This window comes from Pseudomonas sp. C9D1 (assembly GCF_056491235.1).
Genome location: NZ_JBSZIE010000001.1, coordinates 857,626 through 877,499, shown reverse-complemented (window position 1 = coordinate 877,499; position 19,874 = coordinate 857,626). Strand labels below are relative to the sequence as shown.

Below are 19,874 nucleotides of genomic sequence, written 5' to 3'. Positions count from 1 at the left end.
AGTCCAAGCACAACGCTCGGGCTTGCCCCTACGACTTTCAGGCGGCCACCACCTCCACCGGCACCCCATTCAGCGCGGCATTGCCGGAGACCGCATCCAGCTGCCGTTCGTCGGTCAGGTCGTTGGCGCTGGCCCCAGGCTGCTCGCTGGCGATGCCCATCATCACCCCGGGCCGTGCATGACCCCAGCCATGGGGCAGGCTGACGACGCCGGGCATCATCTCCTCGCTGGCCGCCACCTCCACCTCGATCATCCCCACCCGCGAACGCACCCGCACCCGCTGCCCATCCACCAGCCCGCGACGCTCCAGGTCGCCCGGATTCATCAGCAACTGATGACGTGGCTTGCCCTTCACCAGGCGGTGGTAGTTGTGCATCCAGGAGTTGTTGCTGCGCACGTGGCGGCGGCCGATGAGCACCAGCTCGCCTTCCGCCGGCAGTTGCTGGGCGGCGAAACGGCCCAGGTCGTCGAGGAAGATCGACGGTGCGCCGACCACGCGCTTGTCAGCCGTTTTCAGGCGCCCCGCCAGGTTGGGTTTGAGCGGCCCCAGGTCCAGCCCATGGGGGAAATCGCCCAGGCGCTGCACCGAGAGCTTGTGCTCGGAACGATCGCCATAAGGGCCGAAACGCAGGCCCATGTCGATCATCTGCTTCGGCTCCAGGGTCGGCTTCAGCTCGACGCCGGTGCGCGCGGCGAAGGCCTGGGCCAGGCCGACGAAGATCTCCCAGTCGTGCAGGGCACCCTGGGGCTTGGCCAGCACCGGCTCGTTGAAGCGGGTGACGTTGCGCACCGCGAAGACGTTGAAGGTGGTGTCGTAGTGATCGTGCTCCAGCGGCGCGGTGGGCGGCAGGATCAGGTCGGCGTAGCGCGTCGTCTCGTTGATGTAGAGGTCGATGCTGAGCATGAAGTCCAGGCCGTCCAGGGCCTGCTCCAGGCGCCGCCCGTTGGGGGTGGACAGCACCGGGTTGCCGGCCACCGTCACCAGCGCACGGATCTGCCCATCGCCCGGGGTCAGCATCTCTTCGGCCAGGGCCGAGACGGGCAGCTCGCCGCCGTATTCCGGCAACCCGGAAACGCGGCTCTGCCAGCGGTTGAAATGCCCGCCACCAGTGGTCGCCACCAGGTCCACCGCCGGCTCGGTGCAGAGCACGCCGCCGACGCTGTCGACGTTGCCGGTGACCAGGTTGATCAACTGGATCAGCCACTGGCAGAGGCTGCCGAAGGCCTGGGTGGAAACCCCCATGCGCCCGTAGCAGACGGCGCTCTCGGCGGCAGCGAAGTCCCGCGCCAGCTGGCGGATGGCCGCGGCGTCGATGCCGCAACGGGGGCCCATGCTCTCGGCGGTGAAGCCGCTGATGGCGCGGCGCACTTCATCCAGCCCGTCCACGGCCAGGTGGGTGCCGCGGCCCAGGTTTTCCTCGAACAGGGTGTTGAGCAGCGCCAGCAGCAGCGCCGCATCCTGGCCGGGGCGCACGAACAGGTGCTGGTCGGCGATGGCCGCCGTCTCGCTGCGGCGCGGGTCCACCACCACCAGGCGGCCGCCCCGGGCCTTGAGGGCCTTCAGGCGTTTCTCCACATCGGGCACGGTCATGATGCTGCCATTGGACGCCAACGGGTTGCCGCCGAGGATCAGCATGAAGCCGGTGTGGTCGATGTCCGGGATAGGAATCAGCAGGCCATGGCCGTACATCTGCTGGCTCACCAAGTGGTGGGGCAACTGGTCCACCGAAGTCGCGGAGAAGCGGCTGCGGGTCTTCAGCAGGCCAAGGAAGTAGTTGCTGTGGGTCATCAGCCCGTAGTTGTGCACGCTGGGGTTGCCCTGGTACACCGCCACCGCGTTGTTGCCGTGGCGGGCCTGGATCTCGGCCAGGCGCTCGGCCACCATGGCGAAGGCTTCATCCCAGCCGATGGGCTGCCACTCGCTGCCGGCACGGCGCATGGGCTGGCGCAGGCGATCGGGGTCGTTCTGGATGTCCTGCAGGGCCACCGCCTTGGGGCAGATATGGCCACGGCTGAAGCTGTCCTGGGCATCGCCCTTGATGGAGAGGATGTGGCGGGAGCCGTCGTCCCGGTCCTCGGTTTCGATGGTCAGCCCGCAGATGGCTTCGCAGAGATGGCATGCACGGTGGTGAACGGACTTGGTCATGGCCTTGCCTCATGTTCTTGTGTCGAGACGACCGGTCGGGTCGCAAGAGCAGAACTATGGAAGCAGATCGATCGGTCGGCCAGTAGATTCAACGATATGAATCGGCAGGCATCAGGCCTGCCGATTCGCTTCGCGGGTCAGCGGATGGACTGGATGGTGCCCTTGTTGCCGGTCACCTTGGCGCTCACTTTCTTGAAGACGAAATAGTCCTGGATGGTGAGCTCGTAGCGCGGCGCCACGATCAGGTCGGCACCCGAGGACTTGACGGCCTTGAACGCGGCAGCGGATTTCACCGCCGAGATGGGATCGGGCCCGAAAGGCAGGCTGCCACCGGCATCACCGCCATAGACCACGCCATCGGCGAACTGGGAATCGCCGCCGAACTGCAGGAAGTGGAACAGGATGTTCACTTCGGACTGCCCGCTGATCGGCTCACCTACCGCCACGTCGGCCTTCAGGCCGGTCTTGACGTTGCCGTTGAGCGGAGCGCTCGGCTGGCTGACGTTGTAGGTGCTGCAACCGGTCATACCACCAATAGCGACGACCAGGGCGGCAGGTGCGAGGAACTTCTTCATTGATATCTCCATGATCAGAACATGCTGGCCGGGCCCAACATCCGTAAGCGGACCCTGCCCCCGAAACCGAGTGATTTCGAGGTGGCACACGCTAGCAACGCGCCCTGAGCCGCATAAGTTCATGCAGGCTGATTTGTCCCTTGGAAATTTCCCAAACCCCACCTTTTCGCCGAATTTCCTCGCATTCGGCCAGGCGTTCGTGCCATCCCCTTCGGCCGCGATCCCAGACCGCACGCCTTGCCTATCGGCCAGGGTGATTCCCGCCACCCCCTCGCCCAGCCGCCGACAGAGACGCCGGCACCTCTCAGGCACGGCCCCCTCGAGGCACAGGTTGGCAGAGTGCGACAATTCCTTATAAGATCGCGCCTCCCCCCATTCCGTCGCCCCGTGCGGCTTAGCCCGCCGGTCCCGCCTGCTTTTCCCTGAAAAAACCGACCAGGACCCGCGGCCAGAGGCAAAAAAGGTAGTCAGCAATGAGCGCAAGGCATTTTCTCTCCCTGATGGATTGCACCCCCCAGGAGCTGAGCAGCCTGATCCGTCGAGCCATCGAGCTGAAGGACCTGCGCCACCGAGGCGTCCCCTACGAGCCCCTGAAGAGCCGTGTGCTGGGCATGATCTTCGAGAAGGCCTCCACCCGTACCCGCCTCTCCTTCGAGGCCGGGATGATCCAGCTCGGTGGCCAGGCGATCTTCCTCTCGCCCCGCGACACCCAGCTGGGCCGTGGCGAGCCGATCAGCGATTGCGCCATCGTCATGTCGCGCATGCTCGATGCGGTGATGATCCGTACCTTCGCCCACAGCAAGCTGGTGGAGTTCGCCGAGAACTCCCGCGTGCCGGTGATCAACGGCCTCTCCGACGACCTGCACCCCTGCCAGCTGCTGGCCGACATGCAGACCTTCCAGGAACACCGCGGCGCCATCCAGGGCAAGACCGTGGCCTGGATCGGTGACGGCAACAACATGTGCAACACCTATATAGAAGCGGCGATCCAGTTCGACTTCCGCCTCAACGTCGCCTGCCCGGAAGGCTTCGAGCCCAACCCGGCGTTCCTCGCCCAGGCCGGCGACCGCGTGCAGGTACTGCGTGACCCGCGGGAAGCGGTTCGCGGCGCCCACCTGGTGAGCACCGACGTGTGGACTTCCATGGGCCAGGAAGAAGAGACTGCGCGGCGCCTGGCGCTGTTCAAGCCCTACCAGGTGAACCAGGCGCTGCTTGCGCTGGCCGATGAAGCGGTTATCTTCATGCACTGCCTGCCGGCGCACCGGGGCGAGGAAATCAGCATGGACCTGCTCGACGACCCGCGTTCCGTGGCCTGGGACCAGGCAGAAAACCGCCTGCATGCGCAAAAGGCGCTGCTGGAATTCCTCGTCGAACACGCGTCCCGAGCATGAGCCACGAACTGCTTCTAAACCTGCGCAACCTGAGCTGCGGCTACCAGGACCAGCGCGTCGTACAGAACCTCAACCTGCACCTCAACGCCGGCGACATCGGTTGCCTGCTGGGGCCATCGGGCTGCGGCAAGACCACCACCCTGCGCGCCATCGCCGGTTTCGAGCCGGTGTTCGAAGGCGAGATCGAGCTGGCCGGTGAGGTCATCTCCAGGGCCGGCTTCACCCTGGCCCCGGAAAAACGCCGCATCGGCATGGTGTTCCAGGACTACGCGCTGTTCCCCCACCTCACCGTGGAAGAGAACGTCGCCTTCGGCATCCGCAAGCACCCCGAGCGAGCGCGCATCACCGGTGAGCTGCTGGAGCTGGTCAAGCTCGGCCAGTTGGCCAAGCGCTACCCCAACGAACTCTCCGGCGGCCAGCAGCAACGCGTCTCCCTGGCCCGCGCCTTGGCCCCCGAGCCGGCGCTGCTGCTGCTCGACGAACCCTTCTCCAACCTCGATGGCGAGCTGCGCCGTCGCCTCAGCCTCGAGGTGCGCGACATCCTCAAGGCCCGTGGCACCAGCGCCGTGCTGGTTACCCATGACCAGGAAGAAGCCTTTGCAGTGAGCGACCAGGTCGGCGTGTTCAACAACGGCAACCTGGAGCAGTGGGACACCCCCTACAACCTCTACCACGAGCCGGCGACCCCTTTCGTCGCCAGCTTCGTCGGCCAGGGCTACTTCATCCGTGGCCAGCAGGTGTGCCCGGACACGGTGCAGACCGAACTCGGCCTGATCCGTGGCAACCGCGCCTACGCCTGGCCGGAAGGCAGCGCGGTGGACGTGCTGCTGCGCCCCGACGACATCGTCCCGGCGCCCGAGGGTGAGCTCAAGGCCCTGGTGACCGGCAAGACCTTCCTCGGTGCCGCCACCCTGTACCGCCTGCAACTGCCCACCGGCACCCAGCTGGAAGCCATTTTCCCCAGCCACGCCGACCACCAGCCCGGCCAGCACGTGGGCATCCGCGTGGCCGCCGATCACCTGGTGGTGTTCCCTGCCCATGGCAGCGTCGCCGCCCAGGCCGCGATGCAGGACGAGGGCGTGCGCCGCTACAGCACCGCGAGCTGATCGCGGCCGCTGTGCTTGGCCTCGTAAAGCGCCATATCGACCCGTAGCAGGCTTTCCTCCCAGGATTCGCCGGGCCGGTAGGCGCTGACCCCCAGGGACAGCGTCAGCTTCAACCCCGGGCAATCGTCCCAGTGCGCCGCACGCACCTTGGCCTGCAAGCGTTCCAGCATCACCTCGGCCCCCGCCTCGTTGGTGCGCGAAAGCACCAGCAGGAACTCCTCGCCCCCCAGCCGCGCCACGAAGTCCACATCCCGCACCGACTCCTGCAGCATCTTCGACAGCTGGCGCAGCACCGCGTCGCCACAGCCGTGGCCATAGCGATCGTTGACGTTCTTGAAGTAGTCCAGGTCCACCAGGCAGAGCACGAAGCCGTAGTCGCCCCGATCGGCCAGGGCTTTCTGCTGGGCGAGGATTTCCTTGGTGAAGCGGCGGTTGTAGAGGCCCGTGAGTTCGTCGGTGATGGCCAGCTTCTGGATGCTCTCCAAGGCCAGGCGCAAGTCGTTGTTGCGCTGCACCAGGCTGCGCCGCAGGCCGTTCATCTCCAGGGAGAGCAGGCCGACGCCGGTCAGCAGCACGAAGAACTCCACCGCCTGGATCGCCTCGCTGTGCAGGTCCAGCTCCCGGCCCGAAGCGACCAGCGAGCTGATCAGCAACGCGTAGCACACGGCCGTCAGCAGGATCACCAGCAAAAAGCCGCGCAACAGCAGGCGGAAGGTGCCGAACATCAGCACCAGCAGCACCGTCATCAAAAACAGCAGGCGCAGCTCGCCGGCATGGTAGGCGGTGGCGAAGATCACGCAGATCGCCCAGCTCATCAGCGGCAGCGTCAAGCTGGGATCATGGAAGCGCAGGTTGAGGTTGCTGCGCACCAGGGCCAGGAACGCCAGGCAACTGAGCCCGACCAGGCCCGTGAGCAAGAGCATGCCGCCCAGGCTCAGGCCCAGGTAGCCGGCGGCATGCGCCGACCAGCACAACAGCAGGAACAACAACGATGCACCACTGGCCAGCGATACCCTTCGCAGGCGCAGCAGCTGATGTCGGGAGGGCTGCATGGGCTCCCCTTCTATAACGATGAATGGCCGGGAGTATAGACAGGCGTCGTAATCCCGCCGCCAATCAGGGCGTCGTCACGCCATAGCTGCGCATCAGGGCATCCAGCCGGCCCGAGGCGCGGTAACGCTGCAGGCCCGCCTCGAACAGGGCGTTGTAGCGGGCGCTGGCCTCGATGGCGGGCGAGAAGGCCAGGTAGATGGGCACGTCCGGGGCGCGGCAGCCCGCCGACTGCAGGCGGTCCTGCTGGCGGGTACGGGCCAGCAGGTTCTCCATCACCCAGCTGTTCTCCACCGTGGCGTCGAGGCGGCCGAAGCGCACCTTCTCCACATTCATCTCCAGTGCCTGCTCGCCGGAAACCACCTGCACCCGGTCGCCCTTGGCGCGATGCATGCGGACGTAGGCGTCGATTTCCTGGCCATAGCTGTAGCTGTTTATGGTGCCCAGGCGCACCTGCGCCAGCGAACCCAACCCCTGGTAGCGCCAGGGCGCGCCCTGGGCGACGTAGAAGCACATGCGCGAAATGCCAGGCGCGGTGGGGGTGTAGAGGAAGTCCGGGGCATCCTGGATGCCGGCGCCTATCACCGCGTTGAGCTTGCCGGTGCGCGCGTCGCTGATGGCCCGCGCCCAGTTGATCACGCGGTACTCAACCTGGATGCCGGCCTCGGCGAAGATATCCCGCGCCAGCTCGACGAAGATGCCGGGCTTGGCCGACTCGGGCGCGCAATTGATGGGGCACCAGATATCCCCGGCAATGACCAGGGTCTCGGCCCGCGCGGGGCCGATGGCGAGAAGGGCGAACAGGCCGAGAACCAGCCTGCGCCATGGTCGATGAACACGTGCATCCCTGACAGCCACGTCAAACTCCCTGCGTTGCTTACCGCTCCAGTGTGCAGCTTACGCCTCGGAGGCCTCGCTGCGTACCCGCTGGACGGCGTCCAGCCATCCATCGTAAAGCTTGGTCCGATGCGCGGTCGCCATGTGCGGGGTGAAGCGCTGCTGGCGGTGCCAGTGCCGGGCGATCTCGTCGAGGTCGCGGTACAGCCCCGCCTTCAGGCCCGCCAGGTAGGCCGCGCCCAGGGCCGTGGTCTCGGTCACCTCGGGGCGTTCCACCGCCACGCCGAGGATATCGGCGAGGAACTGCATCACCCAGTTGTTCTCCACCATGCCGCCATCCACCCGCAGCGCGCTGGGTGCGGCAGCGCCGTCCTGGCTCATGGCCTCCAGCAGGTCGCGGGTCTGGTAGCAGACCGATTGCAGGCCGGCGGTGACGATCTCCTTGATCCCGGTGTCGCGGGTCAGGCCAAAGATCGCGCCACGGGCGCGCGGGTCCCAGTAGGGGGCACCCAGGCCGGTGAAGGCCGGCACCAGGTACACGCCGCAGGCATCGCCGGTCTGCTCGGCCAGGGCCTCGGTGTCGCGGGCATGGCTGATCAGCTTGATGCCGTCGCGCAACCATTGCACCGCCGCGCCGGCGACGAAGATGCTGCCTTCCACCGCGTAGGTGACCTTGCCGTCCAGGCGATAGCCAACGGTGGTGAGCAGGCGGTTGCGCGAGGTCACGGGCGTCTCGCCGGTGTTCTGGATCAGGAAGCAGCCGGTGCCGTAGGTGCTCTTGACCATGCCCGGCTGGAAGCAGGCCTGGCCGATCAGCGCGGCCTGCTGGTCACCGGCCATGCCCAGCACCGGGATGGCCGCGCCCAGCAGCGGCGCCTCGGTGGTGCCGAAGTCGGCGGCGCTGTCGAGCACCTCCGGCAGCAGGCTGGCGGGGATCTCGAACAGCTTGAGCAGTTCCTCGTCCCACTGCTGGGTGTGGATGTTGAAGAGCATGGTCCGCGAAGCGTTGGTGGCATCGGTGCGGTGCGCCTTGCCGCCGGTCAGGCGCCAGAGCAGGAAGCAGTCCACGGTGCCGAAGCGCAGCTCGCCCTGCTCCGCGCGGGCCCGGGCGCCCGGCACGTTCTCGAGGATCCAGCGCAGCTTGGTGGCGGAGAAGTAGGGGTCGATCAGCAGGCCGGTGCGACGGGCGACTTCGTCTTCGTGGCCGGCCTCCTTCATGGTCGAGCAGTAATCGGCGGTACGGCGGTCCTGCCAGACGATGGCCGGGTGGATCGGCGTGCCGGTGGCGGCGTCCCACACCAGGGTGGTCTCGCGCTGGTTGGTGATGCCGATGGCGGCGATGTCCGCAGCCGGCATGCCGCTCTTCTGGATGGCCTCGCGGCAGACCTTGAGGGTGGTCAGCCAGATTTCCTCACCGTCGTGCTCGACCCAGCCGTCCTTGGGGAAGTACTGCTTGAACTCCTGCTGGGCGCGGGCCACGGGCAGGCCCTGGGCGCTGAAGACGATGGCGCGACTGCTGGTCGTGCCCTGATCGATGGCAAGTAGGTACTGGGCCATATGCAGGCTTCCTTGTTGTTATGGGGGCGTCACTCGCGGCCGATCGCCGCGAACTGCGCCTGGGTGTGCTGGGCCAGGGTGTCCGCACTCAGTTCCACTTCCAGGCCGCGCCGCCCGGCGCTGACGTGGATGCTCGGGTGCGCCCGGGCCGATTCGTCGATGAAGGTGCGCAGGCGCTTCTTCTGCCCCAGCGGGCTGATGCCGCCCACCAGGTAGCCAGTGGCGCGCTGGGCCGCATCCGCCGCTGCCATGTCCACCTTCTTGGCCCCGGCCGCATGGGCCAGCGCCTTGAGGTCGAGGGTGCCGGCCACCGGCACCACGGCCACCAGCAGCTCACCCTTCTCGGTGGCCGCCAGCAGCGTCTTGAACACCCGCGCCGGGTCCAGGCCAAGCTTCTCCGCCGCTTCCAGGCCATAGGAGGGCGCCTTGGGATCGTGGGTGTAGCTGAGCACCTTGTGCTCGGCTTTGGCTTTCTTCAGCAGATCGATGGCAGGGGTCATGTTCGATTGTGAAAACAGGAGGGCGAATTGGGCGTACCTTAGCTGAAAAGTCGCCGTTCGGCAGCACGTCGCTATAATGCGCGACAAAAATCCGGAAGCCGTTCCCATGACCTTGGCTCCTCGCCAGCAGGAAATCCTCGACCTCGCCCGCGACCGTGGCTACGTCAGCATCGACGAGCTGGCCCAGGCCTTCGCCGTGACCCCGCAGACCATCCGCCGCGACATCAACCAGTTGGCCGAACAGGGCCTGCTGCGGCGCACCCACGGAGGTGCTGCCAGCGAGTCGTCGAGCATCCAGAACACCGCCTACGCCATGCGCGCCGGGCTGATGCGCGACGAGAAGCAGCGCATCGCCGAAACCGTGGCGGCGCTGATTCCCGACCATGCCTCGCTGTTCATCAACATCGGCACCACCACCGAAGCCATCGCCCGCGAACTCATGGGCCACAAGGGCCTCAAGGTCATCACCAACAACCTGCACGTGGCCGCGCAACTGGCCGACCGCGCGGATTTCGAGGTGCTGGTGGCCGGCGGCACGGTGCGCAGTGACGGCGGCATCGTCGGCCCCTCGGCGGTGGACTTCATCCAGCAGTTCAAGGTGGACTACGCCATCGTCGGCATCAGCGGCATCGACGATGACGGCAGCCTGCTGGACTTCGACTACCAGGAAGTCCGCGTCTCCCAGGCCATCATCGACAACGCCCGCCAGGTGCTACTCGCCGCCGACTCCAGCAAGTTCGGCCGCAACGCCGTGGTGCGCCTGGGCTCCATCGCCCTGGTGGACCGCGTGATCACCGACCACGCGCCCTCCCCCGCCCTGGCCCGCCTGATGGCCGAACACAAGGTCCACCTCGACCTGGTCTGAGCCGCGCCAGCGCGCCCCTCCTTTCGTCGCCCACCCGCTCGCAGCCGCGCATGCGGGCTGGCGGTTTCATGCGTATTCGACTAGCATTTTTCGGAAACGAACATTCAAAGTTCACTTTCGACTTACGGTGCCGCCTGCATGAACCCTCCGATGAGCCGCCAATCGCCCATTTCCGAAGTCTATGACCTGGCCGTCGTCGGTGGCGGCATCAATGGCGTGGGCATCGCCGCCGATGCGGCCGGGCGCGGGCTGTCGGTTTTCCTTTGCGAAAAGGACGACCTCGCCCAGCACACCTCCTCCGCCAGCAGCAAGCTGATCCACGGCGGCCTGCGCTACCTCGAGCACTACGAGTTCCGCCTGGTGCGCGAAGCCCTGGCCGAGCGCGAAGTGCTGCTGGCCAAGGCCCCGCACATCGTCCGCCCCATGCGCTTCGTGCTGCCCCACCGCCCGCACCTGCGCCCGGCCTGGATGATCCGCGCAGGCCTGTTCCTCTATGACCACCTCGGTAAGCGCGAGAAGCTGCCGGGCTCCCGTGGCCTGAAGTTCGGCGCCGGCAGCCCGCTGAAGGCGGATATCGCCCGCGGCTTCGAATACTCCGACTGCTGGGTCGACGACGCCCGCCTGGTGGTGCTCAACGCCATGGCAGCCCGCGAGAACGGCGCGCACATCCACACCCGCACCCGCTGCGTCAGCGCCCGCCGCAGCAAGGGCCTGTGGCACATCCACCTGGAGCGCGCCGACGGCACCCTGCTGTCGATCCGCGCCCGCGCCCTGGTCAACGCCGCCGGCCCTTGGGTGGCGAAGTTCATCAAGGACGACCTCAAGCAGAAGTCGCCCTACGGCATCCGCCTGATCCAGGGCAGCCACATCATCGTGCCCAGGCTGCATGACGGCGAGCACGCCTACATCCTGCAGAACGAGGACCGCCGCATCGTCTTCGCCATCCCCTACCTGGAACGCTTCACCCTGATCGGCACCACCGACCGCGAATACCAGGGCGACCCGGCCAAGGTGGCGATCAGCGCCGAGGAAACCGCCTACCTGCTGGACGTGGTCAACCGCCACTTCAAGCAGCAGATCAGCGAGAAGGACATCCTGCGCACCTATTCCGGCGTGCGCCCGCTGTGCGATGACGAGTCCGACGACCCTTCCGCCGTCACCCGCGACTACACCCTGTCGCTGGAAGCCCACCCGGGCGAAGCGCCGCTGCTCTCGGTGTTCGGCGGCAAGCTCACCACCTACCGCAAGCTCGCCGAATCGGCGCTGGCCCAGCTGGCGCCGTTCTTCCCCAACGCCAAGCCGAGCTGGACCGCCAGCCTGCCGCTGCCCGGTGGCGAACAGATGAGCAGCCAGGCCGAACTGGCCGCCGCCCTCTGCGCCCGCTTCGGCTGGCTGCCCGACAGCCTGGCACGGCGCTGGGCCGGCACCTATGGCAGCCGTACCTGGAAGATGCTGGATGGCGTGCAGAACCTCACCGACCTGGGCGATCACCTCGGCGGTGGCCTGTACGCTCGTGAAGTGGATTACCTGTGCCGCATGGAATGGGCCACCGGCCTGGACGACATCCTCTGGCGCCGCACCAAGCTCGGCCTGTTCATGACCCCCGGCCAGCAGGAACGCCTCGCCCAGTACCTGCTCAACCGCCCCAAGGCCGATGCTGCCTGACCCTGAAGGCCAGCCACACCATCACGCCGTAGGGTGGGCCGGGCGGCGTTCCGCTTCAGCCCACCAACAACGACGCGATAAACGGACCCGGGAAGAAATGATCATTCCGCAGGTAGCCCGGGCTTCAGCCCGGGGAGCCTGGCACGAAGTGGGCGGATGACCGTGGGGCGTCTATTGGTGGGCTGAAGCCCACCCCCTCTCACAGCCCTCGAGCGATCAACTCACAGCTGCGCCACGTGCCCATCCACCTGCCGATGGGCCAGCAGGTGCGGCAGCACTGCCGCCAGCAGGGGCTCCTTGAAGGCCTCCTGGAATCGGTGGGCCAGCCCCGGGATCAGCTTCAGTTCCGAACCCTTGATATGCGCCGCCACGTGCACGCCATGCATCACCGGCAGCAGCGGGTCGGCGGTGCCGTGCACCACCAGGGTCGGCACGCTCAGGCGGTTGAGCATCTCCACGCGGCTCGGCTCGGCGAGTATCGCCAGCATCTGCCGCTGCACGCCCTCGGGGTTGAAGGCGCGGTCATAGGCCCGCGCGGCTTGCTCCAGCAGCTGGGTGCGATCGTCCGCCACATCCGGGCTGCCCAGGGCGGCCAGCAGGTCGGCCTGCTGCTCCAGTGCCACCTCGCGGCTCGGCGCCTCACGGCGGGCCAGCAGGGCGATCAGCGCATGGCTCGGCGCCGGCAGCCCCTGGGCGCCGGAGCTGGTCATCACCAGGGTCAGGCTCAGCACCCGCTCCGGGGCGATATCGGCCACATGCTGGGCGATCATCCCGCCCATGCTCGCGCCCAGCACATGGGCCTGGCGGATATGCAGGGCGTCCATCAGGCTCAGCGTGTCACCGGCCATGTCACGCAGGCTGTAGGGCGCCTGCACGGGGAAGCCCAGGCGGTAGCGCACCGCTTCGTAGGTCAGGTTGGCGGCGGGTTCCGGGTGGGTCCAGGCGGAAAGACCGACGTCGCGGTTGTCATAGCGGATCACCCGGAAACCCTGCTCGCAAAGGGCCGCCACCACCTCGTCGGGCCAATGGATGAGCTGGCCACCCAGCCCCATGATCAGCAGCAGCGCCGGGTCCTTTTCATCGCCGATGCTCTGGTAGGCCAGCCGCACTTCGCCCAGGTGCACGGTCTCCGTCGGCACCTGCGTATCGCAGCGCGCGGAGGCAAAAGCAGGCAGGCCGCAGAGCAAGGCGGCGAGGAAAATGAAAAGACGCATGATGAAAATCCAGAACGCAAAACCCCAGTGAAGCGCGATTCTGATGAATCTCTTTCGCGCGCACTGCCACAGAACCGTGACAGTTTCATGAAGGGCGCCCAACGGTCGTTGCGGGTCTCTGCAACGGCATTTCCACAAGCCTTGTAGCGCTTCCGTTACAGCGTAACGGCAACGCTACAGGCGCTGCAGGCCCGGGCTGACGGGAGTCAGACTGCAGCGGGCGCGGCCGGGTTCGCCCTGTTGTAGCGAAATCCCTACAGCCGCTTCGTCGTGCTCCACCCCGAATATCCCCAACCCCTTGATAAACCTGTGTTTATTACCCCTGGCACCGCCCTTGCTATCCCTCACCCCAGGACCATGACCGAGGATTTCCCATGTTCAGCAAGCACGACCAGATCCAGGGCTACGACGACGAACTCTTCAGTGCGATGCAGGAAGAAGAGCAACGCCAGGAAGACCACATCGAGCTGATCGCCTCCGAGAACTACACCAGCCAGCGGGTGATGGAAGCCCAGGGCAGCGGCCTGACCAACAAGTACGCCGAGGGCTACCCGGGCAAGCGCTACTACGGTGGCTGCGAATACGTCGACAAGGTCGAGCAGCTGGCCATCGACCGCGCCAAGGAGCTGTTCGGCGCCGACTACGCCAACGTCCAGCCGCACTCCGGCTCTTCCGCCAACTCCGCCGTCTACCTGGCCCTGCTCAACGCCGGCGACACCATCCTCGGCATGAGCCTGGCCCATGGCGGCCACCTGACCCACGGCGCCAAGGTGTCGTCCTCCGGCAAGCTCTACAACGCCGTGCAGTACGGCCTCGACACCCGCACCGGGCTGATCGACTACGACGAAGTCGAGCGCCTGGCCGTGGAACACAAGCCGAAGATGATCGTCGCCGGCTTCTCCGCCTATTCGAAGACTCTCGACTTCCCGCGCTTCCGCGCCATCGCCGACAAGGTCGGGGCGCTGCTGTTCGTCGACATGGCCCACGTCGCCGGCCTGGTCGCTGCCGGTCTGTACCCCAGCCCGCTGCCCTACGCCGACGTGGTCACCACCACCACCCACAAGACCCTGCGCGGCCCGCGCGGCGGCTTGATCCTCGCCCGCCGGAACGAGGAGATCGAGAAGAAGCTCAACTCCGCCGTGTTCCCCGGCGCCCAGGGCGGCCCGCTGATGCACGTCATCGCCGGCAAGGCGGTGTGCTTCAAGGAAGCGCTGGAGCCCGGCTTCAAGACCTACCAGGCCCAGGTGATCAAGAACGCCCAGGCCATGGCCCAGGTGTTCATCGAGCGCGGTTTCGACGTGGTTTCCGGCGGCACCGACAACCACCTGTTCCTGCTGTCGCTGATCAAGCAGGGCCTCACCGGCAAGGACGCCGACGCCGCCCTCGGCCGCGCCGGCATCACCGTGAACAAGAACGCCGTGCCCAACGACCCGCAATCGCCCTTCGTCACCTCGGGCGTGCGCATCGGCACCCCGGCCATCACCACCCGTGGCTTCAAGGAGCCGCAGAGCATCGAGCTGGCCGGCTGGATCTGCGACATCCTCGACCACCTCGGCGATGCCGATGTCGAGGCCCAGGTGGCCAAACAGGTCGCGGCCCTCTGCGCCGATTTCCCCGTGTACCGCGGCTGATCCACGCCCATGAAAAAGGCGGCCCGAGGGCCGCCTTTTTCGTTACCACGCCCTGGTCAGGCGAACTGTGCGCGCAGCTGCCGCGCCGCCGCCACCATGTTCACCAGTGCCGCTTCGGTCTCCGGCCAGGCGCGGGTCTTCAGGCCGCAATCCGGGTTGACCCACAGGCGCTCGGCGGGGATGCGCTCGGCCGCCTTGCGCAGCAGGCCGGCCATCTCGGCGCTGTCCGGCACACGGGGCGAGTGGATGTCGTAGACGCCCGGGCCGATCTCGTTGGGGTAGGCGAAGGCCTTGAAGGCCTCCAGCAACTCCATGTCCGAGCGCGAGGTCTCGATGGTGATCACGTCGGCATCCATGGCGGCGATGGACTCGATCACATCGTTGAATTCGCTGTAGCACATGTGGGTGTGGATCTGGGTCTGGTCCGCCACGCCCGAGGCGCACAGGCGGAAGGCCTCGGTGGCCCAGTCCAGGTAGCCCTGCCACTGGCTGCGGCGCAGCGGCAGGCCCTCGCGGAAGGCCGCCTCGTCGATCTGCACGATGCGGATGCCCGCCGCCTCCAGGTCCACCACCTCGTCGCGGATGGCCAGCGCCAGCTGCCGGGCCTGCTCCTCGCGGGTCAGGTCCTCGCGGGGGAAGGACCACATCAGCATGGTCACCGGGCCGGTGAGCATGCCCTTCATCACCTTGTCGGTCAGGCCCTGGGCGTAGCGGATCCAGTCCAGGGTCATGGCCTTCGGGCGGCTCAGGTCACCGAAGATCACCGCCGGCTTCACGCACCGCGAACCGTAGCTCTGCACCCAGCCGAAACGGGTGAACAGGTAGCCGTCCAGCTGCTCGGCGAAGTACTCGACCATGTCGTTGCGCTCCGCCTCGCCGTGCACCAGCACATCCAGCCCGAGCTGCTCCTGCACCTCCACCGCATGACGGATCTCGCTGTGCATGGCCTCGGTGTATGCGGCCGCCGACAGCTTGCCCTGGCTGAAGGCCTGGCGCGCCAGGCGGATCGACGCCGTCTGCGGGAAGGAGCCGATGGTGGTGGTGGGGAACAGCGGCAGGTCGAGGTGCGCGCGCTGCTGGCGGATGCGTTCGGCGAAGGGCGAGCGGCGCTGGCTGTGGGCCGGCTCGATGGCTGCCAGGCGTGCCTGCACCGCCGGTTTGTGGATACGCGGCGAGCGCGCACGGTCGGCCTGCACGGTGCGGCTGTGGGTCAGGGCGGCCAGCACCTCGGGAGCTTCCGGCTCGTTCAGGGCACGGCCGAGGATGGCGACCTCGGCGCACTTCTGCACGGCGAAGGCGAGCCAGTCCTTGAGTTCGCCATCGAGTTTGTCCTCACGGCCCAGGTCCACCGGGCTGTGCAGCAGCGAGCAGGACGGCGCCACCCACAGGCGCTCGCCCAGGCGTTCATGGGCGTGCCGGAGCACATCCAGGGCCTTGTCCAGGTCGCAGCGCCAGACGTTGCGGCCGTTGACCAGGCCCAGGGACAGCACCTTATAGGCCGGCAGGCGGTCGAGGATGGTCGGGTACTGCTCCGGGGCGCGCACCAGGTCGATGTGCAGGCCGTCCAGCGGCAGGCTCGCGGCCAGGCCGAGGTTGTCTTCCAGGCCGCCGAAATAGGTGGCGATCAGCTTCTTCAGCGGCTCGCGCTGCAGCAGGTTGTAAGCCCGCTCGAAGGCGCTCTTCCACTCCTGGGGCAGGTCCAGCACCAGGATCGGCTCATCGATCTGCACCCATTCCACGCCCTGGGCGGCCAGGCGCTGGAAGATCTCCCCGTACACCGGCAGCAGGCGATCCAGCAGGTCGAGGCGGTCGAAGTCACCGCCCTTGGCCTTGCCCAGCCACAGGTAGGTCAGCGGGCCGATCAGCACCGGCTTCACTGGGTGGCCCAGGGCATGGGCCTCGTCCACTTCCTCGAACAGCTGCTCCCAGCTCAGCTGGAACTGCTGGTCAGCGGTGAACTCCGGCACCAGGTAGTGGTAGTTGGTATCGAACCACTTGGTCATCTCCTGGGCATGGGCGCCGCCGCAGCAACCACCGGAAACGCCACGAGCCATGGCGAACAGGGTGTCCAGGCCGGGCTTGCCGCTGTGGGGGCGGAAGCGCTCGGGCACCACGCCGAAGGTCAGCGAATGGGTCAGCACCTGGTCGTACCAGGCGAAGTCGCCCACCGGCAGCAGCTCGATGCCGGCGTCCTTCTGCAGTTGCCAATGGGTGGCACGCAGGTCACGGCCAACAGCGCGCAGCCCGGCTTCGTCGAGTTCACCTTTCCAGAAGGCTTCGAGGGCTTTCTTCAGTTCGCGGTCGCGACCGATGCGGGGGAATCCAAGACTGTGGGCCAGGGCCATGGCATGACGCTCCATTCAGGTTGATGGCGCCATTGTCGACAGCCGCGACTCCATGAGACAAACTCAACATTTTCTCGTTCGTCACAAATTCTGCTCATAGAGAATCGCCATGCTCGAGTTCCGCCACCTCAAGACCCTGCACGCCCTGCGCGAGGCCGATAGCCTGGTGGAGGCGGCGGAACGCCTGCACCTCACCCAATCGGCCCTCTCCCACCAGTTCAAGGAACTGGAGGAACGCCTCGGCATGCAGCTGTTCGTGCGCAAGACCAAGCCGGTGCGCTTCACCAGTGCCGGCCTGCGCCTGCTGCAACTGGCCGACTCGCTGCTGCCGCAACTGCGCAACGCCGAGCGCGACATCGCGCGGCTGGCCGGCGGCACCGCCGGGCGCCTGCACATGGCCATCGAATGCCACAGCTGCTTCCAATGGCTGATGCCGACCATCGACCAGTTCCGCGATGCCTGGCCGGAAGTGGAGCTGGACCTGGCCTCGGGCTTCTCCTTCGCCCCGCTGCCGGCCCTGGCCCGTGGCGACCTCGACCTGGTGGTGACCGCCGACCCCATCGACCTGCCCGGCATCACCTACGTGCCGCTGTTCACCTACGAAGCGCTGCTGGCGGTGGCCAACCAGCACCCGCTGGCGGGCAAGCCCTATATGGTCCCCGAGGACCTGGAAACGGAAACCCTGATCACCTACCCGGTGGAACGCGACCGCCTGGACATCTTCACCCGCTTCCTCGAACCCGCCGACGTCGAACCGGCCCAGGTGCGCACCTCGGAACTCACGGTGATGATGATGCAGCTGGTGGCCAGCGGCCGCGGCGTCTGCTGCCTGCCCAACTGGGCGCTGCACGAGTACAGCTCGCGGGGCTACGTCACGGCCAAGAAGCTGGGCGAGAAATCCCTCTACGCCACGCTCCACGCCGCCATCCGCTCGGACATGCTCGACGCCCCCTTCATGCGCGACTTCCTGCTCACCGCCAAAGACACCTCCTTCGCCACCCTTGAAGGCGTCAGCGCCGCGCGTTGACCCGCAGGCATGCGCCAACCCGTGAGAACGAATTCATTCGCGATGGGGCCGCGGGTTGCACCCGCCCTACGACGGCACAGCCCCTGTAGGGGCGAATTCATTGGCTCTGTCTGCGTTAAGTGTTGCTAGAAGAATTGAGCCCAGCTGATTGCCGAGCTCTGGTGATGTTTCTGGTTTCGCCCCCCCGGGCGAGTCCCTTTTAACAATCGCCTTAAAAGGAACCAAAAGGGCTTGCCCCATCATCCGGCCCCGGCTTCGCCGGGGTTCCCTCACTCCATCGTCGCTCTGGGGGCCGGCGCGATAGGCCATCCATGGCCTGGCGCGCCTCTCGCGGCATCCATGCCGCTCGTCCCCCGGCGCAACGACTGCGTTCGGCCTCCTGGAGGGGCGTTGGCGGCTGCTCCAACTTTCTTCGTCCAGCACATCGCCACGTGGTGCGCACGAGCTTTCGTAGGATGGTGTAGAGCGAAGCGAAACCCATGCGGTGGAGGTGGTACGAACTCTTGGACGCCCGGAAAGGGCCGTGCTTGAGCGCTTGCTTTAAAACCACAACAGCTAACGCAGACAGAGCCAATTCATTCGCCAAGCGATGCGCAGCATCGCCAGCCCTGTAGCCCGGGCTTCAGCCCGGGGGCCATTCGCCCCCGAACGCCAAAGCCCGGGCCCCGCTCAGAACAGCGCCAGGCTGTAGCTCAGGATCACCCGGTTCTCATCCACGCCCCGGCCCACGCTGGTGCGGTAGACGGCGTTGCGCCAGGTCAGCCCCAGGTCCTTGAGCGGGCCGCTCTGCACCGCGTACTTGATGTCCGTGTCGCGCTCCCAGCCCTCCACCGAGCGGCCATCGCCCAGCTCGCCGTCCCGGGCCTTGAAGTAGCGGGTCATCAGCGACAGCCCCGGCACCCCGAGGGCGGCGAAGTCGTAGTCATAGCGCAACTGCCAGGAGCGCTCGCCGCGCTCGACGAAGTCGTAGTACTGGCCGAAGTTCACCAGGTAGGCATCGGCCCCCTGCACGTAGGGGAAGGCGGTGCGACCACTCATGCGCTGCAACCCCAGGCCCAGGGCATGGCCGTCGTGGCGGCGGTAGGTGAACAGGCCACCGACCGAGCGGTTGTCGATCTCGCGGCTCCAGCCGGTGCCGGCATCGCGGCTGTCGAACAGGCGCAGGTCCAGCTCCAGGCGGTCCTCGCCCAGGGGCAGGCGGCCCTTAAGGCCGAAGAAGTCCTGGCGGTAGAGGTCCTCCAGTTCGGCATGGTGATAGCTCAACACCCAGCCGGAGCGCGCCTCCCAATCGACGCCGGCGAGGTCCAGGTGCCCGGCGCGCGGCCCGGCGGTGAAGCGCTTGTTGCGGTTGTACAGCGCCAGGTCGCTGCGCCCGCCCTCGTTGCGCTGGCTCACCTCGTCCAGGCGCGCCAGGGTGAAGCCCAGCCTCTCCCACTCGCGGGATTCCACCAGGCCGCCATGGAAGGTCTGCGGGAACAGGCGGCCGTTGTTCGGCTGCAGGGTGGGCAGCTTCGGCACCAGCGCGCCGAGCTTCAGTTCGCTGCGCGACACCCGCGCCTTGAAGGTGCCGTCGAGACGGCCGTAGTCATCGGCGGCGCGGCCATCGTCCTGCACCGCCAACAGCCCGGTGCCGGCGCGGCCCTTGCCGGAATCCAGCTTCAGGCCCAGGCGGCCCATGGCGTCGAGACCGAAGCCAACGGTGCCCGGCGTGTAGCCGGAGCGGTAGTCGAGGAGGAAGCCCTGGGCCCACTCCTCGTGCAGCGAATCGCCCGTGTCGTTACGGAAGTCGCGGTTCATGTAGAAGTTGCGCATCTGCAGGGTGGCGCTGGAACCCTCGATGAATCCCTCGGCGGCCAGGGCCCAGGGGGCCGCGCCGCCCAGCAGCAGGGCAATGAAGACAGGGGAGTGTTTCTTGTTGTTATGCATGGTGCTCTCCAAGGCTCGGGGCGCCGGGGGGCGCCCCTT

15 protein-coding genes are annotated in these 19,874 nt (G+C 66.9%); 6 read left to right on the top strand and 9 right to left on the bottom strand.

Annotation, left to right across the window (positions count from 1 at the left end; genetic code table 11):
- Window positions 1-37: 37 nt before the first annotated feature.
- A complete protein-coding gene (locus tag ACXI0U_RS04075; protein WP_431483750.1) occupies window positions 38-2,146 on the bottom strand; it encodes a molybdopterin oxidoreductase family protein in 2,109 nt (702 codons plus the stop codon).
- Window positions 2,147-2,283: 137 nt separating this feature from the next.
- A complete protein-coding gene (locus tag ACXI0U_RS04070; RefSeq protein WP_043242824.1) occupies window positions 2,284-2,721 on the bottom strand; it encodes a hypothetical protein in 438 nt (145 codons plus the stop codon).
- Window positions 2,722-3,194: 473 nt separating this feature from the next.
- Between ACXI0U_RS04070 and argF the strand changes: the two genes are divergently transcribed.
- Together argF and ACXI0U_RS04060 are read left to right on the top strand one after the other, a co-directional pair.
- Window positions 3,195-4,112, top strand: a complete 918-nt coding sequence (argF, locus tag ACXI0U_RS04065) for an ornithine carbamoyltransferase (RefSeq protein ID WP_263401218.1) — start codon at window positions 3,195-3,197, stop codon at window positions 4,110-4,112.
- Entirely contained in the window at window positions 4,109-5,218 is a 1,110-nt protein-coding gene (locus ACXI0U_RS04060; RefSeq protein WP_374980121.1) for an ABC transporter ATP-binding protein, read from the top strand. Before argF ends, ACXI0U_RS04060 begins: the two co-directional genes overlap by 4 nt.
- Here the strand turns inward: ACXI0U_RS04060 and ACXI0U_RS04055 are convergent.
- From ACXI0U_RS04055 to ybaK, 4 genes are all read right to left on the bottom strand, one after another.
- The gene (locus ACXI0U_RS04055) at window positions 5,200-6,270 is read right to left on the bottom strand and encodes a GGDEF domain-containing protein (RefSeq protein WP_081672399.1); all 1,071 of its coding nucleotides are present in this window, start codon (window positions 6,268-6,270) and stop codon (window positions 5,200-5,202) included. The two genes, ACXI0U_RS04060 and ACXI0U_RS04055, sit on opposite strands and share 19 nt — an antisense overlap.
- Before the next feature lie 64 nt (window positions 6,271-6,334).
- A complete protein-coding gene (locus tag ACXI0U_RS04050; protein ID WP_184491585.1) occupies window positions 6,335-7,126 on the bottom strand; it encodes a substrate-binding periplasmic protein in 792 nt (263 codons plus the stop codon).
- A 39-nt stretch (window positions 7,127-7,165) separates the two neighbouring features.
- Complete coding sequence (gene glpK, locus ACXI0U_RS04045) at window positions 7,166-8,662, bottom strand: glycerol kinase GlpK (RefSeq protein WP_021222790.1); 1,497 nt, start codon at window positions 8,660-8,662, stop codon at window positions 7,166-7,168.
- Between the two features lie 29 nt (window positions 8,663-8,691).
- Complete coding sequence (gene ybaK, locus ACXI0U_RS04040; protein WP_021222791.1) at window positions 8,692-9,162, bottom strand: Cys-tRNA(Pro) deacylase; 471 nt, start codon at window positions 9,160-9,162, stop codon at window positions 8,692-8,694.
- A 106-nt stretch (window positions 9,163-9,268) separates the two neighbouring features.
- Between ybaK and ACXI0U_RS04035 the strand changes: the two genes are divergently transcribed.
- The gene (locus ACXI0U_RS04035) at window positions 9,269-10,027 is read left to right on the top strand and encodes a DeoR/GlpR family DNA-binding transcription regulator (RefSeq protein WP_021222792.1); all 759 of its coding nucleotides are present in this window, start codon (window positions 9,269-9,271) and stop codon (window positions 10,025-10,027) included.
- Between the two features lie 138 nt (window positions 10,028-10,165).
- The gene (gene glpD, locus ACXI0U_RS04030) at window positions 10,166-11,692 is read left to right on the top strand and encodes a glycerol-3-phosphate dehydrogenase (protein ID WP_479549798.1); all 1,527 of its coding nucleotides are present in this window, start codon (window positions 10,166-10,168) and stop codon (window positions 11,690-11,692) included.
- Window positions 11,693-11,913: 221 nt separating this feature from the next.
- On the opposite strand, the gene ACXI0U_RS04025 is transcribed toward glpD, so the two are convergent.
- Window positions 11,914-12,906, bottom strand: a complete 993-nt coding sequence (locus tag ACXI0U_RS04025; protein WP_043242827.1) for an alpha/beta fold hydrolase — start codon at window positions 12,904-12,906, stop codon at window positions 11,914-11,916.
- A gap of 374 nt (window positions 12,907-13,280) precedes the next feature.
- Here ACXI0U_RS04025 and glyA point away from each other — a divergent pair, with 374 nt between their 5' ends.
- Window positions 13,281-14,537 carry a serine hydroxymethyltransferase gene (glyA, locus tag ACXI0U_RS04020; protein WP_184491592.1) on the top strand — a complete coding sequence of 419 codons (1,257 nt, stop codon included), beginning with the start codon at window positions 13,281-13,283 and terminating at the stop codon, window positions 14,535-14,537.
- Between the two features lie 56 nt (window positions 14,538-14,593).
- Here glyA and metE read toward each other — a convergent pair whose 3' ends face one another.
- Window positions 14,594-16,882 carry a 5-methyltetrahydropteroyltriglutamate--homocysteine S-methyltransferase gene (metE, locus tag ACXI0U_RS04015; protein ID WP_479549797.1) on the bottom strand — a complete coding sequence of 763 codons (2,289 nt, stop codon included), beginning with the start codon at window positions 16,880-16,882 and terminating at the stop codon, window positions 14,594-14,596.
- Window positions 16,883-16,991: 109 nt separating this feature from the next.
- Here metE and metR point away from each other — a divergent pair, with 109 nt between their 5' ends.
- Window positions 16,992-17,909, top strand: a complete 918-nt coding sequence (metR, locus tag ACXI0U_RS04010) for a transcriptional regulator MetR (protein WP_021217003.1) — start codon at window positions 16,992-16,994, stop codon at window positions 17,907-17,909.
- Window positions 17,910-18,578: 669 nt separating this feature from the next.
- Here metR and ACXI0U_RS04005 read toward each other — a convergent pair.
- Window positions 18,579-19,835 carry an OprD family porin gene (locus ACXI0U_RS04005; protein WP_479549796.1) on the bottom strand — a complete coding sequence of 419 codons (1,257 nt, stop codon included), beginning with the start codon at window positions 19,833-19,835 and terminating at the stop codon, window positions 18,579-18,581.
- Between the last annotated feature and the right edge of the window lie 39 nt (window positions 19,836-19,874).

Coding starts and splice junctions, on each gene's coding strand:
- ACXI0U_RS04075 (WP_431483750.1), bottom strand. CDS start 2,146: ATGACCAAGTCCGTTCACCACCGTGCATGCCATCTCTGCGAAGCCATC.
- ACXI0U_RS04070 (WP_043242824.1), bottom strand. CDS start 2,721: ATGAAGAAGTTCCTCGCACCTGCCGCCCTGGTCGTCGCTATTGGTGGT.
- argF (WP_263401218.1), top strand. CDS start 3,195: ATGAGCGCAAGGCATTTTCTCTCCCTGATGGATTGCACCCCCCAGGAG.
- ACXI0U_RS04060 (WP_374980121.1), top strand. CDS start 4,109: ATGAGCCACGAACTGCTTCTAAACCTGCGCAACCTGAGCTGCGGCTAC.
- ACXI0U_RS04055 (WP_081672399.1), bottom strand. CDS start 6,270: ATGCAGCCCTCCCGACATCAGCTGCTGCGCCTGCGAAGGGTATCGCTG.
- glpK (WP_021222790.1), bottom strand. CDS start 8,662: ATGGCCCAGTACCTACTTGCCATCGATCAGGGCACGACCAGCAGTCGC.
- ybaK (WP_021222791.1), bottom strand. CDS start 9,162: ATGACCCCTGCCATCGATCTGCTGAAGAAAGCCAAAGCCGAGCACAAG.
- ACXI0U_RS04035 (WP_021222792.1), top strand. CDS start 9,269: ATGACCTTGGCTCCTCGCCAGCAGGAAATCCTCGACCTCGCCCGCGAC.
- glpD (WP_479549798.1), top strand. CDS start 10,166: ATGAACCCTCCGATGAGCCGCCAATCGCCCATTTCCGAAGTCTATGAC.
- ACXI0U_RS04025 (WP_043242827.1), bottom strand. CDS start 12,906: ATGCGTCTTTTCATTTTCCTCGCCGCCTTGCTCTGCGGCCTGCCTGCT.
- glyA (WP_184491592.1), top strand. CDS start 13,281: ATGTTCAGCAAGCACGACCAGATCCAGGGCTACGACGACGAACTCTTC.
- metE (WP_479549797.1), bottom strand. CDS start 16,882: ATGGCCCTGGCCCACAGTCTTGGATTCCCCCGCATCGGTCGCGACCGC.
- metR (WP_021217003.1), top strand. CDS start 16,992: ATGCTCGAGTTCCGCCACCTCAAGACCCTGCACGCCCTGCGCGAGGCC.
- ACXI0U_RS04005 (WP_479549796.1), bottom strand. CDS start 19,835: ATGCATAACAACAAGAAACACTCCCCTGTCTTCATTGCCCTGCTGCTG.